Source organism: Streptomyces sp. NPDC048291, assembly GCF_043201715.1.
Taxonomy (GTDB): Bacteria; Actinomycetota; Actinomycetes; order Streptomycetales; family Streptomycetaceae; genus Streptomyces.
On the sequence record NZ_JBICZC010000013.1, the window covers coordinates 178,909 to 202,447 of the forward strand.

Sequence of the window (23,539 nt, forward strand, 5' to 3'; positions counted from 1 at the left end):
GTAGTCTGGAGTCATGGCTATGACGAAGGCGCAGGCGGAAGCGCAGTGGGAGCTGGGCAAGCTGGTGCACGACCTGGACATGCAGAGCAGTGCGCGCATGCGTGAATGGGTGGCCGGGCTCGGTCTGACCGTCGCGCAGGCCTCGGCCCTGCGCGAGATGACCGGTCCGATGACCATGCGCGAGCTGGCCGGGCGGATGAGCTGCGAACCGTCCAATGCCACCGTCGTGATCGACAAGCTGGAGGGCCTGCAACTGATAGAGCGCCGTCCCCACCCCACCGACCGCCGGGCCAAGCAGCTCGTCCTGACCCCGGAGGGTGCCGGGCTGCGGGAACGGCTGCTGAAGGTCCTGGCCGAGGAACCCCTGTTCGCCGGCCTGACGCAGGCCGAGCAGGACGCGCTGGAGGGTCTGCTCAAGCGGGCCCTTCACCGCGCAGAAACCCTCCAGGCCTGACGGCCCACGCAGGTGAGTGAGCCGGATGGCCGCCCTAGACTTGAGAGTCCGGGAGGGGGATCCCGATCCGGGAGGACGCGATGGCGCGGCAGACCAGGCTGGCCGGGGAGTCCGAGGAATATCTCGGCGCCCGCGAGGAGCTGCGGCTGGCCGAGATCGAGCTCATGCGGCACCGGGAGGAGGTCGCGGCCCGGCGCCGGGCGCTCCCGCAGGGGCCGCCCGTCGACGACTACGTCTTCCTCGAAGGCCCCTCCGACCTCGACGCCGGTGACACCCCGGTCCGCGAGGTCGCGTTGAGCGAGCTGTTCTCCGCGCCCGGACGGCCGCTGATCGTCTACCACTTCATGTACGGCAAGCTCCAGACCGGTGCCTGCCCGATGTGCACGCTGTGGATCGACGGTTACGACGGCATCGCCCACCACGTCACCCGCAACGCGGACTTCGTCGTCGCGGCGGCTGCCGACCCGTCCACCCTCCGGAAGTACGCCCGCGACCGCGGCTGGCACCGGCTGCGGCTGCTCAGCTGCGGTGACAGCACGTTCAAGTACGACCTGGGCAGCGAGGACGAGGACGGCGCGCAGGACTCCACGGTCTCCGTCTTCACCCGCGACGGCGACGGCACGGTCCGGCACACCTACTCCGCCCATCCCCGCATGGCCGACGACATCCAGGAGCGCGGCATCGACCTGCTGACCCCCGTCTGGCACCTGCTCGACCTGACCCCGCAGGGGCGCGGGGACTGGTATCCGACCGTCGACTACTAGGGCCGGGGGCCCGCGGGACCGTCCGGACACGGCGGAGCGCCGCCCTCGGGGGAGTGGAGGGCGGCGCTCAGCGGGCGTGGTCGGGGCCGGCGGTCCGGCGCCGCGGGATCACGCGTTCTTGATCGCCGAGATGTCGAAGTTCAGCTTGATCTTGTCGGAGACGAGGACGCCACCGGTCTCCAGCGTCGCGTTCCAGGTGACGCCCCAGTCGGAGCGCTTGATCTCGGCCTTGCCCTCGAAGCCGACGCGCTCGTTGCCGAACGGGTCCTTGGCGGCGCCGTTGAACTCCAGGTCGATGGTGACCGGCTTGGTGACACCGAGGATCGTGAGGTCGCCGGTGATGCGGTAGTCCTCGCCGCCGAGGGCCTCGGCCTCGGTGGAGCGGAAGGTCATCGTCGGGAACTCGTCGATCTTGAAGAAGTCGGCCGACTTCAGGTGACCGTCGCGGTCGGGGCTGCCGGTGGTGATGCTGTCCATCTTGATGTCGAGGGAGGCCGTGGACTTGGACGGGTCCGAGCCGTCCAGGTGCAGGGTGCCCTCGAACTCCTGGAAGCTGCCCTTCACGTTGGTGACCATGGCGTGCCGGGCCACGAAGCCGAGCGTGGTGTGCGCCGGGTCGATCGTGTAGTCGCCGGTCAGTGCGGCCGTGTCGGCGCTGGTGCCGGCGGTGGTCTCGTCGTTCTTGCGGCCGAAGATGCCCATGAGGTGCTCCTTGAGGGGACGGGTCGCGACTTCGAAGCGGTGCGTGCAGCGGTACATGCGGAAGGCGCGGCCTTGATGTTTAACGTTCAACGAACTCAACGAGAGACACCGTAGACCCATTCCCTTCAACCTTCAACATCATCGACCCGCGTGTCACGACCATTACTCACCGTAACGTCGCGTCGCTCGATGTCGCGCCGGGACCCGCTGGGGAGAGCCGCTAGGCTCTGTGTGGGTGAACCGCCGTCCGGAGGCCTGTATCACTCCGCGGGTGGTATGGACCGCCGGTGAATGTGAGGCGCATCTCAGCCCCGCCTTTGTGGCACCCCTACAACGACGAAGCCCTCTGAGCAGTCGGAACGGCTGCATGCCGTTCTGGTTCTGTTCAGTGGTTCCAGGAAAACGCGTCGGAGACTGTACGGAGTCGACGTCTCGCATTCCTTGGTGTCCTTCGTAAGGTCACTACATGACCGTTTTGGAAGAGACGACGGGCGAGCCCACCGGTGAACCTACGGACGCGCGCGGGCGGGTCGCCGAGCTGCACGAGATCCGTGCGGCGGCCGTGGCGGGCCCCAGCGAGAAGGCGACCGAGGCGCAGCACGCCAAGGGCAAGCTGACGGCCCGGGAGCGCATCGAGCTGCTCCTGGACCCGGGTTCCTTCCAGGAGGTCGAGCAGCTGCGCCGGCACCGCGCGGTCGGCTTCGGCCTGGAGGCCAAGAAGCCGTACACCGACGGTGTCATCACCGGCTGGGGCACGGTCGACGGCCGTACCGTCTTCGTCTACGCCCATGACTTCCGGATCTTCGGCGGCGCGCTGGGCGAGGCCCACGCCACCAAGATCCACAAGATCATGGACATGGCCATCGCGGCCGGTGCCCCGCTGGTCTCGCTGAACGACGGCGCCGGCGCCCGTATCCAGGAGGGCGTCTCCGCCCTCGCCGGCTACGGCGGCATCTTCCAGCGCAACACGAAGGCCTCGGGCGTCATCCCGCAGATCTCGGTCATGCTCGGCCCGTGCGCGGGCGGCGCGGCCTACAGCCCCGCCCTCACCGACTTCGTCTTCATGGTCCGCGAGACCTCGCAGATGTTCATCACGGGCCCGGACGTCGTCAAGGCGGTCACCGGCGAGGAGATCACCCAGAACGGGCTCGGCGGCGCCGACGTCCACGCGGAGACCTCCGGCGTCTGCCACTTCGCGTACGACGACGAGGAGACCTGCATCGCGGAGGTCCGCTACCTCCTCTCGCTCCTTCCGCAGAACAACCGCGAGAACCCGCCGCGCGTCGAGTCCACGGACCCCGTCGACCGCCGCAGCGACGTCCTCCTCGACCTCGTCCCGTCGGACGGCAACCGGCCGTACGACATGACCAAGGTCATCGAGGAGATCGTCGACGACGGCGAGTACCTGGAGGTCCACGAGCGCTGGGCGCGGAACATCATCTGCGCGCTGGCCCGGATCGACGGCCAGGTCGTCGGCATCATCGCCAACCAGCCCCAGGTCCTCGCCGGCGTCCTGGACATCGAGGCGAGCGAAAAAGCTGCGCGCTTCGTTCAGATGTGTGACGCTTTCAATGTTCCGATCGTCACATTCCTGGACGTACCGGGCTTCCTCCCCGGTGTCGACCAGGAGCACGGCGGGATCATCCGGCACGGCGCGAAGCTCCTCTACGCCTACTGCAACGCGACCGTGCCCCGGATCTCCCTGATCCTGCGCAAGGCGTACGGAGGTGCCTACATCGTCATGGACTCCCAGTCGATCGGCGCCGACCTCACGTACGCCTGGCCGACCAACGAGATCGCGGTCATGGGCGCCGAAGGTGCCGCCAACGTGATCTTCCGACGGCAGATCGCCTCCGCCGAGGACCCCGAGGCCATGCGGGCCCGCATGGTCAAGGAGTACAAGTCCGAGCTGATGCACCCCTACTACGCGGCCGAGCGCGGCCTGGTCGACGACGTCATCGACCCGGCCGAGACCCGCGAGGTGCTCGCCAAGTCGCTGGCGATGCTGCACAGCAAGCACGCCGACCTGCCGTCCCGTAAGCACGGCAACCCCCCGCAGTAATCCTGCGGAAACCTCTCTCACGGAGACTGACACCCATGAACGTGCCTGACATCCGCGTCGAGAAGGGCAATGCCGACCCGGAGGAAGTCGCCGCCATAACGGCGGTCCTCCTGGCCCGCGCGGCCGCCCGGCCGACCGCCGACACCGAGCACCCCCACCACCGCCACGCCAAGGCCGCCTGGCGCCGCCTGGAGCGCGAGAACGGCTTCCGCGCTCCGCACAGCTGGCACGGCTAGGCCGCGCCGCTCAGCCGACAGCAGGTATGGAGAAGGGCCCCTCTACTCAAGAGGGGCCCTTCTCCGTGTGCGCCAAGGGCTGTCGGCCGCTTCGGCACCGCCGAACACCGCCGTCGCGGCAAGCGCCGTTGCGGCGGAAAGAAAGTGACGGGCTGCGGCCGTGGCAAAAAGTTCGGGCCCCTTCAAAGAAGGGGCCCTGCGACGCGCCCCGTCAGGGGCGCGGGGAACTGCGCGACAAGCCACGATCCGCCCGCGGTCGGCGAGCGACCGGTCGTGGCAACCCGGTGGCCGGAAGCTACCGCAGCCGGGCCATCAGAGCGTGCTCGACCAGGGTGATCAGCGCCGACTTCGCATCGGCACGATGCCTCGCGTCCGTCGTGATGATCGGGGTGTCCGGGCCGATCTGGAGGGCCTCGCGGACCTCTTCGGGGTTGTACGGCTGGCTGCCGTCGAAGCCGTTGAGTGCCACGACGAACGGCAGGCCGCTGTTCTCGAAGTAGTCGACCGCGGGGAAGCAGTCGGCGAGACGCCGGGTGTCGACCAGGACGATCGCGCCGATGGCGCCGCGTACCAGGTCGTCCCACATGAACCAGAAGCGGTCCTGGCCGGGGGTGCCGAACAGGTACAGGATCAGGTCCTGGTCCAGGGTGATGCGGCCGAAGTCCATGGCGACCGTGGTGGTCGTCTTGTCCCCGGTGTGGGTGAGGTCGTCGATGCCGGCAGACGCGGACGTCATCACGGCCTCTGTGCGCAGCGGGTTGATCTCCGAGACGGCACCGACGAACGTGGTCTTGCCCACGCCGAAGCCGCCCGCCACCACGATCTTCGCGGAGGTGGTGGAGCGGGAAGGACCGCCGCTAGAGCTTGCGAAGTCCACTGAGCACCCTTTCGAGCAGTGTCACGTCTGGCTGGCCACCGGCGTTCTCGTCGCCGCCGGGCTGATGGATGGCGACCAGGCCCGCCTCCGCCAAGTCGGCGACGAGGATCCTGGCCACGCCGAGAGGGATCGACAGCAGGGCCGAGACTTCGGCCACCGACTTGATCTCCCGGCAGAGGTTGCAGATCCGCTGATGCTCGGGCAACTGGCCCTGCATCTGGTGCGGCTGCGCGGTGGTGTGCACCAGCGCCTCGATGGCGAGCTGGTACCGCGGGCGCGTCCGGCCGCCGGTCATGGCGTACGGGCGCACCAGGGGGTTGCTGGCCCCCGAGGCCGGCGCCGGTTCGGGGCGGCGCTGCGGCTGCACCGGCTGGATGCGCGGTGCCGGCGGCTGGTCGTACGGGGACGGGCCGGGGCCCTGCGGGGCGTACGGCTGCCGGTGGCTGGGCGTGGAGGGGAAGTTGTACCGGTTCCCGGAACCGTCGCCCTGGCCCTGCGCAGGCCCGTACGACCAGTTGCCGTTATTAGAACCGCCTGGGGGTGTTGCCACTTTCTCTCCTCCTCCGACCGTGCCGGGCACCCATCCTTGTGGAGCCGCGTCCCGAAACCTTACGGCCCCGGGACGCGAAAACGCACCGTCTGACTATTAGTTGAGAAGGCTTCCCTGGAGTTCCGCACGCAGATCCGGGGTAAGAACCGTGCCCGCGCGGTCCACCAAAAGGGCCATCTCGTACCCAACCAGGCCGATGTCGGCCTCCGGGTGGGCAAGGACCGCGAGTGAGGAACCATCGGAAATGGACATGATGAACAGGAACCCCCGCTCCATCTCCACAACCGTCTGATTCACGCTGCCGCCCTCGAAGATCCGGGAGGCGCCTGCCGTCAGAGACGTCAGACCGGAGGCGACGGCCGCGAGCTGGTCGGCGCGGTCGCGGGGGAAGCCTTCGGACATCGCCAGAAGGAGTCCGTCGGCGGAGACCACCACCGTGTGGGACACCCCCGGGGTGTTGTCCACGAAGTTGGTGATCAACCAGTTCAGGTTCTGTGCCGCCTGGCTCATCGGGCTCACACTAACGCTCCTGGTTGTAGGTGCTGTCAGGACCGAAGCCCTGGCCGTTCGTTTCACTGCCTGCGCTGCGTCCGCGCTGGACGCCTCGACGCAGGTTGCTCAGCCTGCCCCGGACGTCCTCCGGGGCGCGGGAGACCTGAGGGCCTCCCTGGGGGGTGCTCGCGGCGGCTCCCTCGACCAGGTTGGCCTTGGGTACCCGCCTCGGCAGGCCGGAGGAGGTGACCCCGCCCGCCTTGGGCTTGCGCAGCGCCGAGGCCTGCTGCCAGCGCTCGTCGTTCTTCGAGCGCCAGGAGTCGTCGCCGGCCGGTTCGGGAGCCGAGGGGGCCGCCGGCGCCGCCGGTGCGGCGGCCGGAGCCTGCTGCACGTGACCCGCGCCCTTCGGGCCGCCGCCGCCGGAGCCCCGGCGGGGCAGCCCTGCGTCGGTCAGCTGGTGGCCGTTGGAGGGGGCCGTTCCCGGACGGTCGAAGCCTACGTGGTTCCGCTCGCCCACGTCACCGGCCTGCGCCGACTCCGCCTGGGGAGCGTACTGGGCCGGGTAGCCGTTCGTGTAACCGTCCTGCTGCGGCCAGTCGTCCTGGTAGGGCTGCTCGCCGAAGGCCGGGAAGGCGTCCGCGGCGGCGGCCTGCGCGGCCGCGGGCTCCTCCTGGACCGGCTCCGGGTAACCGGGCTCCGGGTAGCCGGCGTTGACGGAGAACGCGTCGGGGGCGAACGTGTCGTTCTGCGGCAGGCCGCCGTTCGGCGCGTAGTACTGCTCGTCGTACCCGCCCTGCGGCTGCTCCTGGTACGCCGGCTGCCCGTCGTAGCCCGTGGGCTGCTCCTGGTAGCCCGTACCGTTCGTGTCGTAGCCCTGCCGGCCGCTGTCGAACTCGTCGGTGTACGCCGGGATCTCGGCGGTCTCCTGGGGCGCCTGCGGGGCCTGTGCGCCCTGCGGGGGCTGCGCCTGGGCCTCAAGGGCCGCACGGCGCTCCTCGCGCATCAGCGAGCGGCCCACGGGGTCGAGGTCGCGGATGTCGTCGGGGACCTCGATGTAGCGGCTGTCGTCGAAGCCGAGTTCGGCCGCCGTACGCATCGGCTGGAGCTGCGGCTGGCTGAAGTTCTCGGCCTGGAACTGCTGCTCCGGGATGATCTGCGAGACGGTGAAATTGTCGCGGTCCACCTGCTGTTCGCCGCCACCGCCGTGCGTGATCGCGTCCGGCAGCATGACCAGCGAGGTGGTGCCGGCCTGCTCGCCCGAGGGGCGCAGCTGGACCCGGATGCCGTGCCGGTCGGACAGCCGGCCGACCACGAACAGACCCATGCGCTGCGAGATCGCGGCGTCCACGGTCGGCGGGTTGGCCAGCTTGTGGTTGATGTCCGCGAAGTCCTCGGCGGTGAGGCCGATGCCCTTGTCGTGGATCTCGATCATGATGCGGCCGTCGGGGAGACGGGTCGCGGTGACGCGGACCTTGGTCTGCGGCGAGGAGAACGTGGTGGCGTTCTCGAGCAGCTCGGCGAGCAGGTGCACGAGGTCGGTCACGGCACGGCCGTGGATCTCGGCCTCCGGGACGCCGGAGAGCTCGATGCGCTCGTACTGCTCCACCTCGGAGGAGGCGGCGCGCAGCACGTCGACCAGCGGGACCGGCTGGTCCCAGCGGCGGCCGGGCTCCTCGCCGGCGAGGACCAGGAGGTTCTCGCCGTTGCGGCGCATACGGGTCGCGAGGTGGTCCAGCTTGAAGAGGTTCTCCAGCTGGTCCGGGTCGGCCTCGTTGTTCTCCAGGTCGGTGATCAGGGTCAGCTGGCCCTCGATCAGCGACTGGTTGCGGCGCGACAGGTTGGTGAAGATCGCGTTGATGTTGCCCCGCAGCAGGGCCTGCTCGGCGGCGAGCCGGACGGCCTCGCGGTGGACCTGGTCGAAGGCGCGGGCGACTTCGCCGATCTCGTCGGTCGAGGTGATCGGGATCGGTGCCACCCGGGTGTCGACCCGGCCCGGGTCGGTGCGGGAGAGCTGGTCGACCAGCATCGGCAGGCGCTGCTCGGCGATGCCGAAGGCGGCGTTGCGCAGCTGGCGCATCGAGCGGGACATCTGGCGGGCCACCATGCCGGCCAGGATGAACGCGGCGAGCAGCGCGACCATGACCGCGGCACCCGTGATGAAGGCGTCCGTCTTCGCGCTGTCCGCGATGTCGGAGGCCTCGCTCACCGCCTTGTCGGCCATGTCCGACTCGATCGTGCGGTAGGCCTGGTACTTGAGGGTGTTGACCGTCCACCAGTTGTCGGCGGTGACGCCCTGGGTGGCCAGCGCCTGGCGGGTGCCGGGGTCGGTGTCCTTGAGCGTCGCCAGCGCGGAGACCATCGCGTTGGCACCGGACGGCGGGGCCACGTAGTTCGGGTCCTTGGCCTTGGCCTGCTGGACCAGCGCCGCGCCGTCGGTCTTGATCTTCTTCTCGAGGTCGGTCAGCTTCTGCGCGTCCGCCTCGGTGCCACCGCCGATGTACTCCTCGACGGCGATGCCCTCGAGGTAGGCGTACGAGGAGAGGGCGACCCGCTGGCTGGCCAGGTTGCCGGCGTCCGGGCCGGGCTTGACCAGCAGGTGCATGCCGATCGACCGCTCCAGCGACAGGGCCGCCTTGGTGAGCGAGATGGCGTAGACGGTACGGCCGTAGGAGGTGATGTTTCCGGTGCCCAGACCGAGCTCGTTGGCGAACTCCATCAGCGGGTGGGCGACCTGGGTGTAGCCCTCTTCCGTCTTCACACCGCCGAGCTTGCTGGTGTACGCGGCGGCGCGCAGGTTCGTGAGGGTGGGCTCCGCCTCGCGGAACAGCTTCAGGCGGCGCTCCAGGCCCGGCTTCTGCGGCATGTTCTGCGCGGCCGCGTCGAAGGCGTCGGCGGCCTTGTCGGTCGCGGCACGGGCCTGGGTGACGGTCGCCTTGTCCTTGTTCAGGAGCAGCGGTGCCGCACTGACGTCACGCTCGTTGTACAGGGCGTCGCCGTAGGACAGGGCGGCACGGACCAGGCGCGCGGTGTTCTCCGCGTCGCGGGCGTCCTGCCAGGTGTCGATGGAGCTCTTCACCTGGAAGCCGCCCATCACGAGGCCGACGGCCACGGGTATGAGCAGGATCGCGTTCAGCCTGGTCGGCACTCGCCAGTTCCGCGGGGAGAAACGGCCGCCGCTCTTCGCGGGCGCGGCCGGTGGTTCCGCGGCTGGCACAGGGGTGGGCGCCGCAGCGCGCGGCGGCGGGGTGAAGTTGCCCCGTGCCGACGGCTCGGGACCGTTCTTGCTTCGCCTCACTCGACCAACAACCTCTCGGCGGCGGGCACCTGTCGTCGTGCCGCAGTCTCTCAGAGCCCGGTGTGTCTCAGACCACTACTCAGTACGTCGTTGACTAATGGGCAGTTCAGGCATTCCAGCACGGGGGCCGGTGCACTTCCAAACAGTCCATTGGGGCAGAGCGCACGGATGTAAGCCCCAGATAAAACGGTCATAAAGAGCGAGCCCCGCCAAAAGGCGGGGCCATTGTGAGCGCAGCGGTACCGCGTGACCGCGACGCGTGGCGATACCACTGGATTCCTCTGCCGAAACGTTATGAACACCGAAGCCGACCGTGTCAAAGGCCACAGTCGGCTCCGGTTTCCTTACGACAACTGCCGTACACGACGACGAACTTGGCTACGGCGCGGTGGCTACCGCAGGCGCGCCATGAGAGCGTGCTCCACCAGCGTGATCAGCGCGCTCTTCGCGTCGGCGCGGTGCCGGGCGTCGGTCGTGATGATCGGCGCGTCCGGTCCGATCTGCAGCGCCTCGCGCACCTCTTCGGGTGTGTAGGGCTGGTGTCCGTCGAAGCCGTTGAGGGCTATGACGAACGGCAGGCCGCTGTTCTCGAAGTAGTCGACCGCGGGGAAGCAGTCGGCCAGACGCCGGGTGTCCACGAGCACCACCGCGCCGATCGCACCGCGCACCAGGTCGTCCCACATGAACCAGAAGCGGTCCTGGCCGGGCGTGCCGAACAGGTACAGGATCAGGTCCTGGTCGAGCGTGATACGGCCGAAGTCCATGGCCACCGTGGTGGTGGTCTTGTCCCCGGTGTGCGTCAGGTCGTCGATGCCCGCCGAGGCGGACGTCATCACGGCCTCCGTGCGCAGCGGGTTGATCTCGGAGACCGCTCCCACGAACGTGGTCTTGCCGACGCCGAAGCCGCCCGCCACCACGATCTTCGCGGAGGTGGTGGCCCGGCCTCCGTCAGAGCTTGCGAAGTCCACTGAGCACCCTTTCGAGCAGCGTCACGTCAGGAGCGCCGCCGTTGTTCTCGTCGCCGCCCGGCTGGTGGATGGCGACCAGGCCGGCCTCGGCGAGGTCGGCCACCAGGATCCGGGCCACACCGAGCGGCATGGCGAGCAGGGCCGAGACCTCGGCCACCGACTTCACCTCGCGGCACAGGTGGCAGATGCGCTGGTGCTCCGGGAGCAGCCCCATGAGCGCTGCCGGGTCGGCCGTGGTGCTGATCAGCGCCTCGATGGCGAGCTGGTAGCGCGGCCGGGTCCGGCCGCCGGTCATCGCGTAAGGACGTACCAGCGGCTGGTCGCCCTCGTCCCCGTACGGCTCCGCGTACGGATCATGAGAGGCGGTGGGCGGGGTCATCGTTCCTCCGGGCGGGACAGCAAGTCGGTCGGGCTAGCCGTCGGACGTGGCCGGTGGGGGGATTGTGGCGGCCGGACGGTGATTTGGTGAGGCGGGTTGGATCCGGGCTGTCAGTGGAGCAGACTGCCTTGCAGTTCGGCGCGCAGGTCGGGCGTGAGCACCGCGCCCGCGCGGTCGACCAGGAGCGCCATCTCGTAGCCGACGAGACCGATGTCGCACTCCGGGTGGGCCAGCACCGCGAGGGACGAGCCGTCGGAGATGGACATCAGGAAGAGGAAGCCGCGTTCCATCTCGACGACCGTCTGCGCCACGTTGCCGCCCTCGAAGATCCGGGAGGCCCCGGCCGTCAGCGAGGTGAGCCCGGACGCGACGGCCGCCAGCTGGTCGGCACGGTCGCGTGGGAAGCCTTCGGACATCGCCAGAAGGAGGCCGTCGGCGGACACGACGACGGTGTGGGACACACCTGGGGTGTTGTCCACGAAGTTGGTGATCAACCAGTTGAGGTTCTGTGCCGCCTGGCTCATCGGACTCAACTAACGCTCCTGCTGGTGAGTGGGGCTCGGGAAAGTGCCGGTCTGGGGGCCGGTGCCGGCCTGTCGACCCTGTGCGATACCCCGACGGAGATTGGTCAGCCGGCCGCGAACGTCATCAGGCGAACGCGAGACCTGCGGACCCGCTTGGTGCTGTTGCTGCTGTGCCGTGCCCGGGACGAGGTTCGCCCGCGGGACCCGGCGCGGCAGACCGGAGGTGGTGACGCCGCCCGCCGCCGGCTGCCGTACGCGCTCCGCCTGCCGGACGAGGTCGTCGTTCGGGGAGGTGCGCCAGGTTGCCTGGGCGGGACGCTGGGGGGCCGCGGCGGCGGGCGCCGGCGGCTGGGTGGGCACCGGCGGGATCGGCGGGACCGGTGCCGAGCCGTTGCCGTTGCTCTGGTGCTGCTGCTCCTGCTGGCCGCCGTGGAACCAGTTGGTCTCCAGCGTGTCGTACAGCGGGGTACGACCGTCACCGGGACCGGTGGCCGGCGGCAGCGCCTCGGGCTCCTGGCGGACCGGCGGCGCGGGCGGGACCGGCGGGCGCTGCGGCGCGCCGAAGTCCAGGCCGCGGCCGTTGGTCCCCGGACGCTCGAACTGGCCCGTGCCGTACTGGCCGTTGCCGTTCTGAGCGTTGCCGTTCTGGCCGTTGCCCGCGTAGCCGTTCTGCCGGCCGGGCAGGGAGTGCTGCCCGGTGGAGCCGCCGTCGTAGGAGGACGGCGTGGCGAACTGGCCGGTGGAGCCGTTGTCGTAGGCCTGCGGGGTGGCGAACTGCCCGGTGTTCTGGGAGCCGCTCTGCGGTCCGGCCGGCGTGCCGAAGACGTCGGAGCGCACGAACTGGCCGTTGTCCTGCTGGCCGTTGACGTTGGGCCGCGGGAACGACCCCGTGTCGTGCTGGCCGTTCGCGTTCGGGCGCGGGAAGGAACCGGTGTCCTGCGGGCCGGTGGTGCCCGGCCGCGGGAACGACCCCGTGTTCTGCGAGCCGTTCGGCGCGTTGAAGTCCGGGCGCGGGAACTCGCCGGTCGACGGAGCCTGCGGGATCGCGGGCATCTGCGAGGTGGCGCCGAAGTCCTGCCGGTCGTCGATGCGGGGCATCGGCGCGGTGTGGGCCGGGTCCCGCTCGTCGTGGCCGCGCGGGGTGTCCAGCGAGGCACGGGAGAGCGGCGGCTGGGCGTTGTCGTCGCTCCAGCTGGGGCGGCCGGCCGGCGGGTTGGCACCGGGCAGCTCGGCCCGCGGGCCGCCACGCGGCGGCAGCTGGGGCTGACGGCCCTGGTCGGAGGAGTTCGCGGAGCGCTGCGGCGGGACCGGGGTGCGGTTGCCGAAGGCGTCCTGGCCGCCGAAGGAGTCCTGCGCGTTGCCGAACGCGTCCTGGTTGCCGAAGCCGCCGGCACCCGTGTTCGGCCGGCCCTGCGAGCCGCGCCCGCCGCCCTGCTGCGTACCGGGACGGCCGCTGTTCGGGCCCGCGCCGGGCAGCGCGGCCCGGGGACCCTGGCCGGAGCCGACCTGGCCGCGCGGAGCCGCGCCGGCACCGAGCAGTCCGCCACCGGAGGGGGCGCCGGAGCCGAGGGCACCGCCGCGTCCGCCGGCCGCGGGGGCACCGCCGCCGAGCGCCGGGGCGGGGGCACCCGCGCCGAGCGAACCACCGGCACCGCCCTGGCCGTTGCCGCGACGGGCGGCGGCCGCACCGGCCGCGGCCTGCGCGGCGGCCGGGCCGCCGGACGTGACCGGGGCACCGGGCTTGCCGGGAGCGGGCTTCTTGCCGCCCTGGGCGACGTCGACCGGGAGCATGACCAGCGCGGTCGTGCCACCGGAGTCGGACGGCCGCAGCTGGATGCGGATGCCGTGCCGCTGCGACAGACGACCGACCACGAAGAGGCCCATGCGGCGGGAGACGGAGACGTCCACGGTGGGCGGCGAGGCGAGCCGCTCGTTGATCGCCGCGAGGTCCTCGGGGGAGAGGCCGATGCCGGTGTCGTGGATCTCGATCAGGACGCGGCCGTCGGGCAGCGCGTGACCGGTGACCTTGACCTTGGTCTGCGGGGAGGAGAACGAGGTGGCGTTCTCGAGGAGCTCGGCGAGCAGGTGCACGAGGTCGTTGACCACGCGGCCGGCCACTTCGGTGGTCGGCACGGCGGCCAGTTCGATGCGCTCGTACTGCTCCACCTCGGACGCGGCGGCGCGGAGCACGTCGACCAGCGGGACCGGGCGGGTCCAGCGGCGGCCGGGCTCTTCACCCGCGAGGACCAGAAGGTTTTCACCGTTCCGGCGCATACGGGTCGCGAGGTGGTCGAGCTTGAAGAGGGAGGACAGCTGGTCCGGGTCGGCCTCGCGGGACTCCAGTTCGGAGATGAGCGAGAGCTGACGCTGGATGAGGCCCTGGGAGCGGCGCGAGAGGTTGGTGAACATCGCGTTGACGTTGCCCCGCAGGAGGGCCTGCTCGGCGGCGAGGCGGACCGCCTCGCGGTGCACGTCGTCGAAGGCCGCGGCCACCTGGCCGATCTCGTCCCGGGAGTGCACACCGACCGACTCCACGGACGTGTCGACGTCCTGCGGGTCGGACTCGGAGAGCTGCTTGACCAGCTCGGGCAGGCGGTCCTGGGCGACCTTGGTGGCGGTCTCCTGGAGGCGGCGCAGCGAGCGGATCATGGAGCGGGCCACGATGAAGGCGCCGACCAGCGACACACCGAGGACGAGCAGGATCAGCGCACCGGAGATGATCGCCGACTGCTCGGAGGAGTTGCGCAGCTCGCGCGCCTTCTGCTCCATGTCCTCGAGCAGCGTGTGCTCGATCTTCTGCATCTGCTCGATCTTGGTCGAGCTGTCGTCGACCCAGTCCAGGTACGAGCGCTTGCTGAGCTCGTTCAGACCGTTCTGGGCGCCGAGCGCACGCTTGGCGTAGGTGTCGGCGGACTCGATCGTCGGGTTGTTGCCGTCGATCGGGCTGAGCAGGTCGGCCGCGTTGCCGGCGTAGATCTTCCGGAAGATCGTCAGCTCGGAGGTCTCGCTCTCCTGGGCGGACTCGCCGTACAGGCGGTCGTTCTCGGAGAGGTCGCCGGAGCTGGTGCCGTTGTCGGGCAGGGCCGCGGCGATGACGGCGCGCTGCACGGACGCGTACTCCTTGGCGGTGGAGAACGCCGCCAGGGCGCGGGTGCGCTGGATCATCTCCGGGTTGCTGGAGGCCTGCGCCATGTCCTGCGAGAGGTCGATCAGCTGGGTGATCAGCCGGTGGTAGGCCTCGACCGTCTGGGTCGAGTTCTCCTTCTGCTGATAGGCGTCCTTGCGGATCTTCGCCAGGTCGTCCAGCTGGCCGGCCAGACCGACGAGGCTGTCGCGGACGCCCTGGAGCTGACCGTTCTTGCTCGCGGTGTCGATTTCCTCGGAGGCGTTGAGGAAGTTCTCGCGGGCCTGGTCGGTCTGGTCCTCGAGGCCCTTGACGGCGGGGCTCGTGGGCGAGCCGTTGTGCGCCAGCGGACCGGCGGTCTTGTCACGCTCGGTCTGGAGCGCGGTGGCCAGCTCGGTCGCCTGCGTGGTCATGTCCGTCAGCAGCTGCATGTTGTCGAGCTGCTGGATGGAGTCGAGCGACTGGTTGATGCGCACCGCGCCCAGCGTCGTCGCCGCCACCACGGGGAGCGCGAGCAGCGACACCAGGCGCGTGGAGATACGCCAGTTGCGCAGGGCTATGCGCGAGCCCGGGTTGGACGGACCCTGGGGGGTCTTGACCGTCGGAGTCGGAGTTGCGGCCGGCTGGGGGCCCGAAGACCCCGAAGACGCCGACACGGCGGGGCGCCCGGAGCGCTCACCGCCGTCGCCACCACCGCCGGCCGGGGCCGGGCCCGGGTTCTGGGCGTGCTGGGGCGAGGAACCGCGGTCGGTCCCGCCGTGCGCCTCCGGCTCAGCCGAAGCGCTGCCATCCCTCTTGAAACGTCCCTGCACTAGCGTCGCAACCTCTGGACCAGGCGCCCCTCCGGGAACGGAAGGACACGGTGTCGGCGTTGAACGGGGAGCGCCCTGAATGCGCACCCTGTTGGTCGTGAGTGTGACCGGCGCTGGCTCCCCCTGTCTCGCCGCCACTCGGCGCTGCGTTGCGCCCCCTGCGCGCCGGCTCGATCCTGCGGCGGTCCGTGGAATTCCAGCACAGTGCCGGATCTCCAACAAGGGCCGTGGACCGAGCTGTGACCTCTGTGACAGCGTGTGAGTGACACGTTACGAGATGTCGAAGTCGATCGCGTACATAAAGGGCGTATCCCTGTCAGTCGCCGGTGCGTGGGCCGTGTCCCAGTCGCCATGATCAGGAGCGGAATGACAGGTTCAGTTCGCCAATGTCCGTTTCGTTGCGGTGAGTTGTCGGCCGGATATGACCGCTTTGCCCCCGAGGCCGTGAGCAAACTCACATGCGGATCCAGGCCTCTTCGCCGCTTCGGCCGGGAATTCGATGTTTAGCCTGGCGCTTTACAAGAGGGAAGTCTCTGCCAACCCACACACGACGGGGTCCAGTACAACCGTGAAGACGACGATGATGTTCCGCAACATAGCCAACCCCCGGCGCACCACCCTCGCCCACCTCAAGGACGCCGAGGAACTGCAGACCCCCGAGCTGCCCGAGCACTCCCTCGATCTCCCCTCCCAGACCGCCAACCCCCGGCGCACCATCCTCATGGAGATCCCGGCCGGGACCTCGGTCGCGGAGTAGTACGGCACCCGCCCGCCGATCACTCACCCACCCGGTGACCGGGTTATTCCGCGGCGGCCACCCCTCATCACGTTAGCCTGGAGCGTCAGACTCCAGCCGGTTCAGTGAGGGGCGCAGGATCCCGTGCGCATCGCCAGATTCTCCATCGACGGGAACGTCGCCTTCGGCGCGGTCGAAGGCGACAAGCAGGACGAACTCGTCCTCGACATCATCAAGGGCATTCCGTTCACGGACTTCGAGCTCTCCGGGACCAAGGTCCCGCTGAGCAAGGTCCGGCTCCTCCCGCCGGTGCTCCCCAGCAAGGTCGTCGCCTACGGCCGCAACTACGCGGAGCACGCGAAGGAGCTGGGCAACGAGGTCCCGGACGCCCCCTTCGCCTTCTTCAAGCCGTCCACCTCGGTGACCGGCCCCGGCGACGAGATCCAGTACCCGTCCTTCTCCCAGGACCTCCACCACGAGGCCGAACTGGCCGTGGTCATCGGCCGGCTGTGCCGCGAGGTCCCGCGCGAGCGCGTGGCGGACGTCGTCTTCGGCTACACCTGCGCCAACGACGTCACCGCCCGGGACGTCCAGAAGCGCGAGAAGCAGTGGGCCCGGGCCAAGGGCTTCGACACCGCCTGCCCGCTCGGCCCCTGGGTGGAGACGGACCTGGACCTCGCCACCGCGTCCGACCTGACGATCCAGCTCACGGTCAACGGCGAACAGCGCCAGCTCGGCCGTACGAGCGAGATGATCCACTCCATCGAGGACCTGATCGTCAACATCACCGAGGCCATGACGCTGCTCCCCGGCGACGTCATCCTCACCGGCACCCCGGCAGGGGTCGGCCCCCTCAGCGTCGGCGACGAGGTCGCCGTCACCATCGAAGGCATCGGCACTCTCACCAACAAGGTTGTCAAGCGTGGCTAGCGCATCCGGCACTCCCGTCCGCGTACGTTTCTGTCCCTCGCCCACCGGTAACCCGCATGTGGGCCTGGTCCGCACCGCCCTGTTCAACTGGGCGTTCGCCCGGCACCACCAGGGCACGCTGGTCTTCCGCATCGAGGACACCGACGCGGCCCGCGACTCCGAGGAGTCGTACGACCAGCTGCTCGACGCGATGCGCTGGCTGGGCTTCGACTGGAACGAGGGCCCCGAGGTCGGCGGCCCGCACGCGCCGTACCGCCAGTCGCAGCGCATGGACATCTACGCCGACGTCGCCGCCAAGCTCCTCGACGCCGGCCACGCCTACCACTGCTACTGCTCCCAGGAGGAGCTGGACACCCGCCGCGAGGCCGCCCGCGCCGCCGGCAAGCCGTCCGGCTACGACGGCCACTGCCGCGACCTGAGCGCCGAGCAGGTCGAGGAGTACAAGGCCCAGGGCCGTACCCCCATCGTCCGCTTCCGGATGCCCGACGAGACGATCACCTTCACCGACCTGGTCCGCGGCGAGCTGACCTTCACCGCGGAGAACGTCCCGGACTACGGCATCGTCCGCGCCAACGGCGCCCCGCTCTACACGCTGGTCAACCCGGTCGACGACGCCCTGATGGAGATCACCCACGTCCTGCGCGGCGAGGACCTGCTCTCCTCCACCCCGCGTCAGATCGCCCTCTACAAGGCGCTGACCGAGCTGGGCATCGCGAAGCAGACCCCGGCCTTCGGCCACCTGCCCTACGTGATGGGCGAGGGCAACAAGAAGCTCTCCAAGCGCGACCCGGAGTCGTCCCTCAACCTCTACCGCGAGCGCGGCTTCCTCCCCGAGGGCCTGCTCAACTACCTCTCCCTGCTGGGCTGGTCGCTCTCCGCCGACCAGGACATCTTCTCGATCGGCGAGATGGTCGCGGCCTTCGACATCGCGGACGTCCAGCCCAACCCGGCCCGCTTCGACCTCAAGAAGTGCGAGGCGATCAACGCCGACCACATCCGCATGCTGGACGTGAAGGACTTCACGGAGCGCTGCGCCCCCTGGCTGACGGCGCCCTTCGCGCCCTGGGCCCCGGAGGACTTCGACGAGGCGAAGTGGGAGGCGATCGCCCCGCACGCCCAGACCCGCCTCAAGGTCCTCTCGGAGATCACCGAGAACGTCGACTTCCTGTTCCTCGCCGAGCCGGTCGAGGACGAGGCGTCCTGGACCAAGGCGATGAAGGAGGGCAGCGACGCCCTCCTCGCCACGGCCCGCGAGAAGCTGGAGCCGGCCGACTGGACCTCCGCCGAGTCCCTGAAGGAGGCCGTCCTGGCCGCCGGCGAGGCCCACGGCCTCAAGCTCGGCAAGGCCCAGGCCCCGGTCCGGGTCGCCGTCACCGGCCGCACGGTCGGCCTGCCGCTCTTCGAGTCCCTTGAGGTCCTGGGCAAGGAGCGGACGCTGGCCCGCATCGACGCGGCGCTGGCGAAGCTTGCCGCGTAGGTACGCGCGCGTAGGCAGGGGCGGCGGCCGGGGCACCGGCCGCCGCCCCGCACGCGTTTCCCGGCCGTCTCCCGGAGTTCACCTGGACGGCCGAGCCCCGCTTCCTGAGTGCACGTTGGATGTTTCCTGTGCGCATGATGTGCATGCGCGGCCGGTGCAGGGGGTGGGGGACGTGACCCGTTCACGAGACGAAGTGATCCGTTCGCGAAGACTGGCCACGGCCGTCGTCGCCGCAGCGGCGGCGCTGACCTGCGCCGGAGCGACCTCGCCCGCGCAGGCCGGGCCCGTGCCGTCGCCGGCCGGCTTCGTCACGTTCCGGACGGAGGAGCCGACCGTCGTGTACTACATGTGGGCGGGGGATTCCGGGTTCCAGTGGGAGCCGCAGACCGCCGCGGGCCCCGGTACCTGGGTCGACTACCCGGGCTTCGTCCCGCCCGCGCACGCCGGCCCGGACGACCTGGCCACCGGCACCGACGTGGTCAGCACATGGGACGAGGGCGCCCAGGTCACGCAGCGGCACCGCTCGACCGGCGTGACGGCCACCGTCACCGTCCCGGCCGGCCAGACCTACCGGACCACCTCCGGCTGGAGCGTGCTCACCCAGGACGCCTCCGGCACCCCGCACGTCCTGCGCGCCGCGGCCGACGGCTCCACCACCGACCTCCCGGTGACCGGACTCCCCGCGGGCGCCGTGCCGACGGGTTACATCCCGGGCGGCTCGGTCCGCCGGGCCGCCATCGTCTACACCCTGGACGGCACGACCTCCGTGGGCCTCGTGGACCTGGGCGACGGCACCTTCCGCACCTACGTCACGGGGGTGGCCGCCGATCCGACGGTCCGCTTCAACGACCGCTGGCTGGTCGCCGACTGGAGGTACATCCGCGTCGACGCCGCCCCGGGCACCCAGCCCACCCAGATGCCGCGCGGGGGCGCCGAGATGGTGGCCGTCGTCGGTGACCAGCTCCTCACCGGCAACCAGCCCTTGCAGGGCGGCACCAAGCCCGCGCTGACGGCCCGCTCACTGATCACCGGCGGGACCGGCACCGTCCTCGCGGACTCCTCCGGCGGGATGGCCCCGACCCCGGACGGCGGCGCGCTCGCCACCGCCGGCACCTCCAACGTCGACTGGAACATCTATCGCGTCACCCCCACCGCGGACGGCGGCACCGCCACCCGGAAGGTGGCCCCTGCCCCGCCCGGACGGGAACGGGTCGAGGGGCTGGCCATGGCCGGGGGCGAGCTGTTCCTCGACGGCAGGCAGAGCCGTGGCCACCGGATCTCCGGCTTCGCGCTGGACGCCTCCGGGAGCCCGGTCGGCCCCCAGGCGCCGCGCAGCCCCGTCCTGGGCGACGTGAGCTGCCTCCCGGGCGACACCGCCTGCCCGCAGCTGGAGGCACTCGGCGACGGCAGTGTCGCTGTTCTGTCCACCGACGCCCTCGGCCACGAGAACGTGCTGCGGACCGGCCTCGACACCGGCTCCTCGCCGAGCGCGGACACGGGCGACTCCGGCGGTCGCATCGCCGGCGGCACCGGCCGTTACGTCCTCTACAACGGCGGTACGCCCGGCGTGCAGCAGATCGAGGACTTCCCGCGCGGCGCCACGTCCGGAAAGACCGCGCTCAGCCGGAACCGCACCACCGCGGCCCTGTGGGGCCAGGTCCTGTGGACGCCCGGCAGCGCCAAGGGGTCGATCACCGGCCACGACCTGAAGACCGGCAGGACCACGACGACCGTGGTCACCGGCGCCCGGTGCGTGCCCACCGACATCCAGGCCGTCAACAGCAGGCTCTACTGGAGCTGCGGCCCGTCCGGCCCGGCCGGGGTCTACGACCGGGCGGCGAAGCGCAACATCTCCGTGCCCGCCGGCCGCTCCCCGGCCCGTCTGGGTGACGGTTTCCTGGTGCGCGAGAACCGGACCACGCACCAACTGCTGCTCACCGATGTCCACACCGGTACCGCGAAGACGCACGTCGTGGCCGTGCTGCCCTCGACCGATCTGAACACCGGCGCGAGCAACGGCCGTTGGGCCGTGGACCGGTTCGGCGGCCAGATCGCCTACCTCGGCAGCTACGAGAAGGTGTGGATCGTCCCCAGCCGCGTGCCCACCTCACCGCTCGCCCAGATGGACGCGCAGGTCTACTCGCCGTCCGTCGTCACCGGGTCCGCGCCCTGGTCCCCGGTGTGGCAGCTGAACAAGCCGTCCAGGTGGACCCTGACCCTCGCCACCCCCTCGGGCACGGTCCGGCGCACCCTGACCGGCGCCTCCACGGGCGCGGCCGTCCGCCCGGCCTGGGACGGCAGGACCGGCAACGGCGGCGTCGCCGCGGCCGGCAGGTACACCTGGAAGCTCACCGCCCGTCCCCGCGACGGCCAGGGCCGGACCCTGACCCTGTCCGGCGGGATCACCCTGGGCTGACGGTGGTCGCGGAGTATCGCGGAGTACGGTCGGTGTCATGACGATCAGGGCCGTGGTGTGGGACGTGGACGACACTCTCTTCGACTACACGAGCGCCGACCGCGAGGGCATGCGGGCGCATCTGGCGGCGGAGGGGCTGCTCGCCGGCTGGGGGAGCGCGGAGGCGGCGCTGGTGCGGTGGCGGGAGATCACCGACCAGCAGTGGGCGCGGTTCTCGGCGGGCGAGCTCTCCTTCGAGGACCAGCGCCGCGACCGGGTCCGGGTGTTCCTGGAGAGTGAGCTGACCGACGCCGAGGCCGACGACTGGTTCCACCGGTACCTGACGCACTACGAGGCCGTCTGGACCCTCTTCCCGGACGTCCTGCCCGCCCTGGACGCCCTCGCGAGCGGATACCGACACGCCGTGCTGTCCAACTCCAGCCTGCACGTCCAGGACCGCAAACTGCGCACGCTCGGGGTGTACGACCGCTTCGAGGCCGTCCTCTGCGCGGCCGAACTGGGCGTCTCCAAGCCGGCCGCCGGCGCCTTCCTGGCGGCCTGCGCGGCGCTGGAACTCGCCCCGCACCAGGTCGCGTACGTCGGCGACCACCCGGAGATCGACGGGCGCGGCGCCGCCGACGCCGGGCTGCTGTCGGTGTGGATCGACCGCCACGGGCTGTCCACCGGCCCGGCCACCAGGGCCGACGCCCCCGCCGGCCCGCACCGGATCGCCTCCCTCGCCGAACTGTCCGCGATCCTCCGCGCCGATACCCGTTTTGGAGCCCCGTCCACCTTCAGGTAATGTTCTTCCTGCGCCGCCGGGGAGCGGGCCGAAAGGCCGGAACCGGAGGCGCGAAACTAGAACAAGATCCCCTCAGGGGCTTGCGTTCCAGTGGCCTATGGTGTAATTGGCAGCACGACTGATTCTGGTTCAGTTAGTCTTGGTTCGAGTCCAGGTAGGCCAGCTCGCAGAGCTCATCTGCAAAGCCCCCGTTGTGTAGCGGCCTAGCACGCTGCCCTCTCAAGGCAGTAGCGCCGGTTCGAATCCGGTCGGGGGTACGGAGATCTTCCACGGATGATCGCTAGGGCCCCCGTTGTGTAGCGGCCTAGCACGCCGCCCTCTCAAGGCGGTAGCGCCGGTTCGAATCCGGTCGGGGGTACGAACTGGTCTAAACCATCATTGGTCTATGGTGTAATTGGCAGCACGACTGATTCTGGTTCAGTTAGTCTTGGTTCGAGTCCAGGTAGACCAGCTCGGATCTGCGGCGGTGTAGTTCTAAGCGCTCGTAAGATCCATGCCCCCGTTGTGTAGCGGCCTAGCACGCCGCCCTCTCAAGGCGGTAGCGCCGGTTCGAATCCGGTCGGGGGTACGCGATGAAGGCCCTCCGCTTCGGCGGAGGGCCTTCTTTTTTTCACCTCTACGGTGCGCCCTACCCGAAACCGTAGCGCCGGGCCGACTCCTCCTCCTGGGCCAGTCGGTGCAGGGCCTGCAGCATCGGCTCCACCAGTACCGCGCTGGCCACCGCAGCCTCCGCCTTCTCCTCCTCCGACGGCTGCGTCTCCATGAAGTCCAGATCGGCGACGGCCGCCTGGTACATCAACTTCGCCCGCGGCACGAGGAGTTCGGCGTCCCAGTCGTAGCCGAGCCGGCGGAACGCGGCCAGCGCGACCACCAGCCGGCGGTACGCGGGGGAGATCGTCGTCAACTGCTTGGCGTTCTCCCAGCCGAGCGTGTCGAGCAGGGCGTCGGCCTCCCGGTGCGCGGCCCGCACGTACTCGTCGTCCTCGTCCGGCTCCGGGAGCTGCGGCAGTGCCCACAGTGCGGCGCCCACCCGGATCGTGCGGCCCAGCGAGTCGTCGTCGACATGCCCGAGCACCTCGCGGACCGTCGCCACGGGGATCCGGCCCACCTGGATCATCGCCCGCACCAGCCGCAGCCGCCGCAGGTGCTCCTCGTCGTACTCCGCGGTCGTGGCGTTGACCTGGCGGCCGGGCGGCAACAGCCCCTCGCGCAGGTAGTACTTGATCGTCGCGACGGGCACCCCGCTGCGCTCGCTCAACCGGGCAAGCCGCATGTCTTGCGCGCCTCCTTGGTAAGTGCCACTATCCAAGCATCCACAGAAGGATAGTGTCGCTATCCGACAAGGCTCCGGGGGTGTCGCTCCACATGGTCTCCATGTTCGCCAAACCGATTCCGGGCCGTACGACCGCTGCCCGCGAGGGTGACGCGGTGGTCCTGCTCATCGGCATGCGCATCAACCACTTCTGGGCGGTCCACCAGTGGCTCCCGGTCATGGTGTCGATGTTCCGCATGCTGGCCGAGCTGGCGCGGGACCCCGGCCGGGGGCTGCTCGGCCGCATCCTGCTGACGGCCTCGCCGCGGACGTACTACGTCGTCCAGTACTGGGAGTCCAAGGAGAAGCTGTACGCGTACGCGAGCGAGGTGGGCCTGCTCCACCACAAGGTGTGGGGCGCCGTGAACCGCAAGGAGAAGGCGGGCAAGCTGCACGCGCACGTGGGCCTCTGGCACGAGACGTACGTCGCCCCCGAGGGCTCGTACGAGTCGATCTACTTCGACATGCCGGAGTTCGGCCTGGGCGCGGCAAGCGGCGTGATCCCGGTGGAGAAGCGAGGCCGCTACGCAAAGGACCGCTTCGCTCACAGGAGCGCCCTGTAGGGGGCGCGGGGAACTGCGCGATCAGCCGCGATGGCGCGGCAGCCGACTGACGGCCGGTGGCTGTGCGAAGGGCTGCTTCGCTTGG

The 23,539-nt window shown here is 70.2% G+C and carries 20 protein-coding genes and 5 tRNA genes; 15 read left to right on the forward strand and 10 right to left on the reverse strand.

Annotated elements, in window-relative coordinates; all coding sequences use genetic code 11:
• Positions 1 to 19 precede the first annotated feature (19 nt).
• Positions 20 to 454, forward strand: coding sequence for a MarR family winged helix-turn-helix transcriptional regulator (locus ACGF5O_RS33435; RefSeq protein WP_393813812.1), 435 nt, complete (start codon positions 20 to 22; stop codon positions 452 to 454).
• Between the two features lie 80 nt (positions 455 to 534).
• Positions 535 to 1,218: a DUF899 family protein gene (locus tag ACGF5O_RS33440; protein ID WP_393813637.1), complete on the forward strand. Its 684-nt coding sequence runs from the start codon at positions 535 to 537 to the stop codon at positions 1,216 to 1,218.
• A gap of 108 nt (positions 1,219 to 1,326) precedes the next feature.
• Here ACGF5O_RS33440 and ACGF5O_RS33445 read toward each other — a convergent pair whose 3' ends face one another.
• Positions 1,327 to 1,920 (reverse strand): YceI family protein, encoded by a 594-nt coding sequence (locus ACGF5O_RS33445; protein ID WP_393813638.1) that lies wholly within the window; start codon positions 1,918 to 1,920, stop codon positions 1,327 to 1,329.
• A 466-nt stretch (positions 1,921 to 2,386) separates the two neighbouring features.
• Here ACGF5O_RS33445 and ACGF5O_RS33450 point away from each other — a divergent pair, with 466 nt between their 5' ends.
• Together ACGF5O_RS33450 and ACGF5O_RS33455 are read left to right on the forward strand one after the other, a co-directional pair.
• Positions 2,387 to 3,982 carry an acyl-CoA carboxylase subunit beta gene (locus ACGF5O_RS33450; protein ID WP_393813639.1) on the forward strand — a complete coding sequence of 532 codons (1,596 nt, stop codon included), beginning with the start codon at positions 2,387 to 2,389 and terminating at the stop codon, positions 3,980 to 3,982.
• Between the two features lie 35 nt (positions 3,983 to 4,017).
• Positions 4,018 to 4,218: an acyl-CoA carboxylase subunit epsilon gene (locus tag ACGF5O_RS33455; protein WP_393813640.1), complete on the forward strand. Its 201-nt coding sequence runs from the start codon at positions 4,018 to 4,020 to the stop codon at positions 4,216 to 4,218.
• Between the two features lie 295 nt (positions 4,219 to 4,513).
• On the opposite strand, the gene ACGF5O_RS33460 is transcribed toward ACGF5O_RS33455, so the two are convergent.
• The 8 genes from ACGF5O_RS33460 to ACGF5O_RS33495 form a co-directional block, all read right to left on the reverse strand.
• Entirely contained in the window at positions 4,514 to 5,095 is a 582-nt protein-coding gene (locus ACGF5O_RS33460; protein WP_123973912.1) for an ATP/GTP-binding protein, read from the reverse strand.
• Positions 5,076 to 5,645, reverse strand: coding sequence for a DUF742 domain-containing protein (locus ACGF5O_RS33465; protein ID WP_393813641.1), 570 nt, complete (start codon positions 5,643 to 5,645; stop codon positions 5,076 to 5,078). The genes ACGF5O_RS33460 and ACGF5O_RS33465 overlap by 20 nt, the downstream gene beginning before the upstream one ends.
• A 96-nt stretch (positions 5,646 to 5,741) precedes the next feature.
• Positions 5,742 to 6,155: a roadblock/LC7 domain-containing protein gene (locus ACGF5O_RS33470; protein WP_033321188.1), complete on the reverse strand. Its 414-nt coding sequence runs from the start codon at positions 6,153 to 6,155 to the stop codon at positions 5,742 to 5,744.
• A 10-nt stretch (positions 6,156 to 6,165) separates the two neighbouring features.
• A complete protein-coding gene (locus ACGF5O_RS33475) occupies positions 6,166 to 9,432 on the reverse strand; it encodes a nitrate- and nitrite sensing domain-containing protein (protein ID WP_393813642.1) in 3,267 nt (1,088 codons plus the stop codon).
• 392 nt (positions 9,433 to 9,824) lie between these two features.
• Positions 9,825 to 10,400, reverse strand: coding sequence for an ATP/GTP-binding protein (locus tag ACGF5O_RS33480; protein ID WP_046729249.1), 576 nt, complete (start codon positions 10,398 to 10,400; stop codon positions 9,825 to 9,827).
• Entirely contained in the window at positions 10,381 to 10,779 is a 399-nt protein-coding gene (locus ACGF5O_RS33485; protein WP_019058642.1) for a DUF742 domain-containing protein, read from the reverse strand. Before ACGF5O_RS33485 ends, ACGF5O_RS33480 begins: the two co-directional genes overlap by 20 nt.
• 110 nt (positions 10,780 to 10,889) lie before the next feature.
• Positions 10,890 to 11,303 carry a roadblock/LC7 domain-containing protein gene (locus tag ACGF5O_RS33490; RefSeq protein WP_030382516.1) on the reverse strand — a complete coding sequence of 138 codons (414 nt, stop codon included), beginning with the start codon at positions 11,301 to 11,303 and terminating at the stop codon, positions 10,890 to 10,892.
• A 9-nt stretch (positions 11,304 to 11,312) separates the two neighbouring features.
• Positions 11,313 to 15,239: a nitrate- and nitrite sensing domain-containing protein gene (locus ACGF5O_RS33495; protein ID WP_393813643.1), complete on the reverse strand. Its 3,927-nt coding sequence runs from the start codon at positions 15,237 to 15,239 to the stop codon at positions 11,313 to 11,315.
• Positions 15,240 to 15,807: 568 nt separating this feature from the next.
• On the opposite strand from ACGF5O_RS33495, the gene ACGF5O_RS33500 reads away from it, so the two are divergent.
• The 10 genes from ACGF5O_RS33500 to ACGF5O_RS33545 all read left to right on the forward strand — a co-directional run bounded on the left by ACGF5O_RS33500 (position 15,808) and on the right by ACGF5O_RS33545 (position 22,147).
• The gene (locus ACGF5O_RS33500) at positions 15,808 to 15,996 is read left to right on the forward strand and encodes a hypothetical protein (RefSeq protein ID WP_093498891.1); all 189 of its coding nucleotides are present in this window, start codon (positions 15,808 to 15,810) and stop codon (positions 15,994 to 15,996) included.
• A 123-nt stretch (positions 15,997 to 16,119) separates the two neighbouring features.
• Entirely contained in the window at positions 16,120 to 16,905 is a 786-nt protein-coding gene (locus ACGF5O_RS33505) for a fumarylacetoacetate hydrolase family protein (RefSeq protein ID WP_393813644.1), read from the forward strand.
• Entirely contained in the window at positions 16,898 to 18,382 is a 1,485-nt protein-coding gene (gene gltX / locus ACGF5O_RS33510) for a glutamate--tRNA ligase (protein ID WP_393813645.1), read from the forward strand. Before ACGF5O_RS33505 ends, gltX begins: the two co-directional genes overlap by 8 nt.
• A gap of 172 nt (positions 18,383 to 18,554) precedes the next feature.
• The gene (locus ACGF5O_RS33515) at positions 18,555 to 20,798 is read left to right on the forward strand and encodes a hypothetical protein (RefSeq protein ID WP_393813646.1); all 2,244 of its coding nucleotides are present in this window, start codon (positions 18,555 to 18,557) and stop codon (positions 20,796 to 20,798) included.
• Between the two features lie 37 nt (positions 20,799 to 20,835).
• On the forward strand, positions 20,836 to 21,579 hold the full coding sequence (locus ACGF5O_RS33520; protein WP_393813647.1) for an HAD family hydrolase: 744 nt from the start codon (positions 20,836 to 20,838) through the stop codon (positions 21,577 to 21,579).
• 91 nt (positions 21,580 to 21,670) lie between these two features.
• Positions 21,671 to 21,742: transfer RNA gene (locus ACGF5O_RS33525), tRNA-Gln, on the forward strand.
• A gap of 21 nt (positions 21,743 to 21,763) precedes the next feature.
• Positions 21,764 to 21,836 (forward strand) — tRNA-Glu (locus tag ACGF5O_RS33530).
• A 28-nt stretch (positions 21,837 to 21,864) separates the two neighbouring features.
• Positions 21,865 to 21,937, forward strand: a tRNA-Glu gene (locus tag ACGF5O_RS33535).
• A gap of 21 nt (positions 21,938 to 21,958) precedes the next feature.
• Positions 21,959 to 22,030 (forward strand) — tRNA-Gln (locus ACGF5O_RS33540).
• Positions 22,031 to 22,074: 44 nt separating this feature from the next.
• Positions 22,075 to 22,147 (forward strand) — tRNA-Glu (locus tag ACGF5O_RS33545).
• A 60-nt stretch (positions 22,148 to 22,207) separates the two neighbouring features.
• Here the strand turns inward: ACGF5O_RS33545 and ACGF5O_RS33550 are convergent.
• Positions 22,208 to 22,852 (reverse strand): MerR family transcriptional regulator, encoded by a 645-nt coding sequence (locus ACGF5O_RS33550; protein WP_393813648.1) that lies wholly within the window; start codon positions 22,850 to 22,852, stop codon positions 22,208 to 22,210.
• Positions 22,853 to 22,953: 101 nt separating this feature from the next.
• Between ACGF5O_RS33550 and ACGF5O_RS33555 the strand changes: the two genes are divergently transcribed.
• Complete coding sequence (locus ACGF5O_RS33555) at positions 22,954 to 23,454, forward strand: DUF4188 domain-containing protein (protein ID WP_393813813.1); 501 nt, start codon at positions 22,954 to 22,956, stop codon at positions 23,452 to 23,454.
• Positions 23,455 to 23,539: the final 85 nt, after the last annotated feature.